This window comes from Actinomycetota bacterium (assembly GCA_036280995.1).
In the GTDB taxonomy this organism is placed as follows: domain Bacteria; phylum Actinomycetota; class CALGFH01; order CALGFH01; family CALGFH01; genus CALGFH01.
Genome location: DASUPQ010000084.1, coordinates 1 through 5,153, shown reverse-complemented (window position 1 = coordinate 5,153; position 5,153 = coordinate 1). Strand labels below are relative to the sequence as shown.

Below are 5,153 nucleotides of genomic sequence, written 5' to 3'. Positions count from 1 at the left end.
CGCGGCGCTCGCCGCCGTCCTGATCACCCGGCGGCCACGATGGGCGTCCCGGCGGGCATCCCGGCCGGAGGGGCACCGATGACCAGCGTCGACGGCGTCCGGGCCGCGGGCGCGCGGCCCCGGCCGCCGGTTCCGGCCGGCTCCCAGCAGCGCATCGCCGTACTCGACGTCGCCTGCGGGGTCGCCATCCTCGGCACGCTGGCCACCAACATCTGGATCTTCACCGACCCGGCCGGGATGATCGGCTACCTCGACCGGCTGCCGAGCCCTGACCGGCGGGCCCGGGCAGGCGGTGCAGACCGTCGCCCGGCAGCTGGCCAACGGCAAGTTCCTCGGCATGCTCACGCTGATGTTCGGGGTGGGCCTGGAGCTGCAGCGGCGGTCGGCGCAGCGGCGCGGCCGGCCGTGGCCCGGCCGCTACCCCTGGCGGGCGGCCCTGCTGTTCCTGGACGGGCTGCTGCACTACCTGCTGGTGGTGGAGTTCGACATCCTGATGGGCTACGCCGTGACCGGTGTGGTGGTGGCCGCGGTGCTGGCCACGTCGCCGCGCAGCCGGCGGATCTGGCTGTGCACGGCGGCCAGCCTGCACGTGCTGCCGCTGTCCGCGCTGACCGCGGCCATGGTGGCCGCCGGCACCGGTGGCGACCGCGACAGGGCCGATGCGGTGACCCTCTACACCGACGGCAGCTGGCCGGAGCAGGTTTGGCAGCGGGTGGAGTGGTTCCCGCTGTACCGGGCCGAGGCGGTCTTCATCCTGCCGCTGTCGGTGGCCACCTTCCTGGTCGGCAGCCGACTGGTGCGGGCCGGGCTGTTCGAGCAGCGCGGCTGGGCGCTGCGACGCCGGCTGATCACCATCGGCCTGGGTATGGCGCTGCCCGTCGACCTGGCGATCGGCAGCCTGGGCGGTGCCGCCGGGCTGCTCCTCGCCCGCTACGCCACCGCCCCGATCGTCGCGGCCGGGCTGCTCGCAGCCACCGCGTGCCTGGTGGAGGCGCGGCGCGCGCCGGGTCCGGTGCAGCGCCGGCTGGCCGAGGTCGGCCGCACCGCGCTGTCGTGCTACGTGCTGCAGAACGCCGTCTGCAGCGTGCTGTGCTACGGCTGGGGCCTGGGGCTGGCGGCGCGAATGGGAGACGCGCGGACGTGGTGGACCCTCGCCTTGTACCCGGCGGTGTGCATGGTGGTGATCGCCTGTGCGCACCTCTGGCTGCGCCGCTACCCCCGCGGCCCGCTCGAGGCGGCCTGGGCGTGGGCCTACCAGCACCCGCCGCGGCGCCGGTAGATCCGCTGCCGGGCCCGGGGTCAGTCATGTCCCAGCCCGGCCGCGCGAGCCGGCAGGGCGGCCTGGGTGCGGTCGGCGACCCGGAGCCTGGCGAGGATGCTGCTGACGTGGCTGCGGACGGTCGTGGTGCGCAGCCCGAGAGCCCGGGCGATCTCGGCGTCGGATCCGGCCTGCGGGTGGTGGTCACCGTCCATTCCGGCTGGCGGCGGTAAATGGTGACGCCCTCGCAGCTGTTGTCGGCGCGCCGGGTTGGTGCAGCGGATCGCCGACCGCGGCGAGTCGTAGCTGTTCAGGTAGACACCGCCGCCGCACCGTACGACCCCGGCCAGGTCCCGCGGCGGTCCGTGAAGGACACGTAGTCGAGCAGCTGAGCCGGTGGCTGTGGATGGGGGAGAGGACCTCGACATCTTCGACGGCTACGGGCCGGCAACCACCGGTGTTCCGGGCCGCGGCTCGCGGTCGGCGACCTCGGGTCTCGTCGACGACTCCATCTGCTTACGGGACGTCGTCGACGCGGAGCCCGAGGAGGACGATCCGCGCCCAACGCCACGTAAGGGTCCGGCGCGGCGCTGCTCCAGGACTCGGCGATCAGGCCTAGGCTGTGGCGGGCGGACCATGGTCCTGCCCTGCCGACACGATCGGTGGACGTCGGCCGCGCGGTCGCGATCTAGGGGCTGGAGTATGTGCACGCTCGAGACGGAGGCAGCAGGCGGTGGAGTTCCTCGCTGAGTTTGTCGGAACCGCGATTCTCGTCCTGCTCGGCGACGGGGTCGTCGCCGGTGTCTTGCTGCGCCAGTCGAAGTCGGAGAACGCCGGCTGGATCGTGATCACACTGGGCTGGGGTCTGGCGGTCGCCGTGGCGGTCTATACCGTCGGGCGGGTCAGCGGTGCCCACCTCAATCCCGCGATCACGCTCGGACTGGCCGCGACCGGGCAATTCGAGTGGTCGACGGTGCCGTCCTACCTCCTGGCACAGTTCGTGGGCGCGTTTGTCGGCGCCTGCCTGGTCTACCTGCACTACCTGCCGCATTGGCGGATCACCGACGATCCGGGCCTCAAGCTCGCGGTGTTCTGCACTGGCCCTGCGGTTCGCAACCCGCTGGCGAACGTGATCAGCGAGGTCATCGGGACCTTCGTCCTCGTGTTCGCCGTGCTCGGTATCGGCGCGAACGCCGGCGCGCTAGATGGCGAGGTCGATCTGTCGGCCGTGTTCAGCACCGGCCTGGCGCCGTTGCTGGTGGGTCTGCTGGTGGTGGCGATCGGGCTGTCGCTGGGGGGGCCCACCGGCTACGCGATCAACCCGGCCCGTGACCTGGCGCCCCGCATCGCCCACGCCGTGCTGCCCATCCCCGGGAAGGGCAGCTCGGACTGGGCGTACGCCTGGGTGCCGGTTGTCGCACCGATCATCGGCGGGGTTCTTGGTGCGCTGGCATGGCGGGCCGTCGACTTCCCCGCCTGATCGGGCGTGACGCCCGGGTCGGCCGCGGCGATGCCTCTGGCCGGGCCAGCCCGTAATGGGGGATGCTAGGGGCAGCGGCGGCCGTCTGCAGTCCCGGGGCGCGACGCCGACCGATGACACCATCCGGCCAACGTGGGGAGAGCGCGATGGCGTGGCGGAAGCGGCGACGTCAGCCCGAGCCGCAGCCGGGCGAGCGGGACAGCGAACCAGGGCATCCGATGGGGGTCCCCGAGGGCTCGGGGAAGGAGTTCGCCCGGGGGGAATCGCATGTCGCTGACCTGACCCATGACCGCTACGACGGGCTGGGCAAGGGTTTCGCCCACGGGGAGGTCAGCGAGCAGACCGAGGCTCTCGCCGACCATGGTGTCCCCGAGGGTTCGGGCAAACAGTTCGCCAGCGGGGAGGCGGAGATCGTCTGGGACGACGACAGGGTCGGAGACCTGAGCAAGGGCTACGCCAAGGGGCAGGCGCACCTTGCCGGCGCCGAAGACCCGGACGGCGGGCCGCCGCTGCACTGATCACGGCGATACCGTGAGCACACCGGTCCGCCTCGGGAGCTCAACCTCATCGACCGTGCATCGAAGGAGTAGCTATGGCCGATCTTGTCGGCGCCGTCGACCAGGGCACGACCAGCACCAGGTTCATGTTGTTTGACCACGGTGGTAACGAGGTTGGACGGCACCAGCTCGAGCACGAGCAGATCCTGCCCCGGGCCGGCTGGGTCGAGCACAGCCCGGTGGAGATCTGGGAACGCACCAGCTCGGTGATCCAGACCACGATGAACGGGTTGGGGCTGGCCGCCTCGGATCTGGCCGCGGTGGGCATCACCAACCAGCGCGAGACGACCGTCGTCTGGGACAGGTCGACCGGTCGCCCGTACTACAACGCCGTGGTGTGGCAGGACACTCGCACCGACCGGATCGCCAGCGCCTTGGACCGCGAGGGCAAGGGCGAGGTGATCCGGCGGAAGGCGGGTCTGCCGCCGGCGACGTACTTCTCCGGCGGGAAGCTGCAGTGGATCCTGGAGAACGTCTCCGGTGTCCGCGCCGCCGCGGAGGCCGGGGACGCCCTGTTCGGCACCACCGACAGCTGGGTGATGTGGAACCTCACCGGAGGTGTCGACGGGGGGGTGCATGTGACCGACGTGACCAACGCCAGCCGAACCATGTTGATGAACCTGGAGACCCTGGATTGGGACGAGGAGCTGCTCGGCTTCTTCGACATCCCGCGGGTGATGCTGCCCGAGATCAGGCCGTCCTCGGAGCCGGCCCGGTACGGCGAGGTCGCGGCGCCGGCGGCCTTCGCCGGCATCCCGCTCACCGGCATCCTCGGCGACCAGCAGGCCGCGATGTTCGGGCAGGTCTGCTTCGCCCCGGGTGAGGCGAAGAACACTTACGGCACCGGCAACTTCCTGCTGTTGAACACCGGAACCGAGTTGGTCCGCAGCAAGAACGGGCTGCTCAGCACGGTGTGCTACCAGCTCGGCACCGACAAGCCGGTCTACGCCCTGGAGGGTTCGATCGCGGTCACCGGGTCGGCCGTGCAATGGTTGCGCGACCAGTTGGGCATCATCTCCGGCGCCGCCGAGATCGAGACGTTGGCCAGCGGCGTCGACGACAACGGCGGCGTCTATTTCGTGCCGGCCTTCTCCGGGCTCTTCGCGCCCTACTGGCGCAGCGACGCCCGTGGGGCGATCGTCGGTCTGTCTCGCTTCAACACCAACGCCCACCTCGCGCGGGCGACCCTGGAGGCGATCTGCTATCAGAGCCGCGACGTCGCCGAGGCGATGGAGGCCGACTCCGGGGTGCACCTGGCGGTGCTCAAGGTCGACGGAGGTGTCACGGCAAACAACCTGTGCATGCAGTTGCAGGCCGATGTTCTGGGTGTGCCGGTGAGCCGCCCGGTGGTCGCGGAGACCACGGCGTTGGGCGCCGCCTACGCGGCTGGCCTGGCGGTGGGGTTCTGGAAGAACACCGACGAGCTGCGGGCGAACTGGAACGAGTCTCGGCGCTGGACCCCGCAATGGTCAGACCAGCAGCGCGCCAGCGGCCACGCCGGCTGGAAGAAGGCGGTCCGGCGCACACTGGATTGGGTCGATGTCAGATGATGCCGCTGGACCCGGACCGCAACCTGGCCCTGGAGCTCGTCCGCGCCACCGAAGCCGCCGCCATCTCCGCTGCCCGCTACGTCGGGCGCGGCGACAAGAACCAGGTGGACCAGGCCGCGGTCGACGCGATGCGCCCGGTCCTCGGCTCGGTCGGCATGCGCGGCGTGGTCGTGATCGGGGAGGGTGAGAAGGACCAGGCCCCGATGCTGTTCAACGGTGAGCAGGTCGGCAACGGAGCCGAGCCGCATGTCGACATCGCTGTCGACCCGGTCGACGGCACCACCGCCGCCGCCAAGGCTCTGCCCGAC

At 71.2% G+C, this 5,153-nt stretch carries 7 protein-coding genes; 5 read left to right on the top strand and 2 right to left on the bottom strand.

Annotation, left to right across the window (positions count from 1 at the left end; all coding sequences use genetic code 11):
- Window positions 1-23 precede the first annotated feature (23 nt).
- Window positions 24-224 carry a hypothetical protein gene (locus VF468_02315; GenBank protein ID HEX5877146.1) on the bottom strand — a complete coding sequence of 67 codons (201 nt, stop codon included), beginning with the start codon at window positions 222-224 and terminating at the stop codon, window positions 24-26.
- Between the two features lie 68 nt (window positions 225-292).
- On the opposite strand from VF468_02315, the gene VF468_02310 reads away from it, so the two are divergent.
- On the top strand, window positions 293-1,279 hold the full coding sequence (locus tag VF468_02310) for a DUF418 domain-containing protein (GenBank protein HEX5877145.1): 987 nt from the start codon (window positions 293-295) through the stop codon (window positions 1,277-1,279).
- Between the two features lie 20 nt (window positions 1,280-1,299).
- Here VF468_02310 and VF468_02305 read toward each other — a convergent pair whose 3' ends face one another.
- On the bottom strand, window positions 1,300-1,473 hold the full coding sequence (locus tag VF468_02305) for a LuxR C-terminal-related transcriptional regulator (protein HEX5877144.1): 174 nt from the start codon (window positions 1,471-1,473) through the stop codon (window positions 1,300-1,302).
- Between the two features lie 518 nt (window positions 1,474-1,991).
- On the opposite strand from VF468_02305, the gene VF468_02300 reads away from it, so the two are divergent.
- The 4 genes from VF468_02300 to VF468_02285 form a co-directional block, all read left to right on the top strand.
- Window positions 1,992-2,738 (top strand): MIP/aquaporin family protein, encoded by a 747-nt coding sequence (locus VF468_02300; protein ID HEX5877143.1) that lies wholly within the window; start codon window positions 1,992-1,994, stop codon window positions 2,736-2,738.
- Window positions 2,739-2,884: 146 nt separating this feature from the next.
- Window positions 2,885-3,256, top strand: coding sequence for a hypothetical protein (locus VF468_02295; GenBank protein ID HEX5877142.1), 372 nt, complete (start codon window positions 2,885-2,887; stop codon window positions 3,254-3,256).
- Between the two features lie 74 nt (window positions 3,257-3,330).
- Window positions 3,331-4,845: a glycerol kinase GlpK gene (gene glpK, locus VF468_02290; protein HEX5877141.1), complete on the top strand. Its 1,515-nt coding sequence runs from the start codon at window positions 3,331-3,333 to the stop codon at window positions 4,843-4,845.
- Window positions 4,845-5,153, top strand: a 309-nt coding sequence (locus VF468_02285) for a fructose-bisphosphatase class II (protein ID HEX5877140.1), incomplete at its 3' end; no start/stop codon positions are given. The genes glpK and VF468_02285, both read left to right, overlap by 1 nt.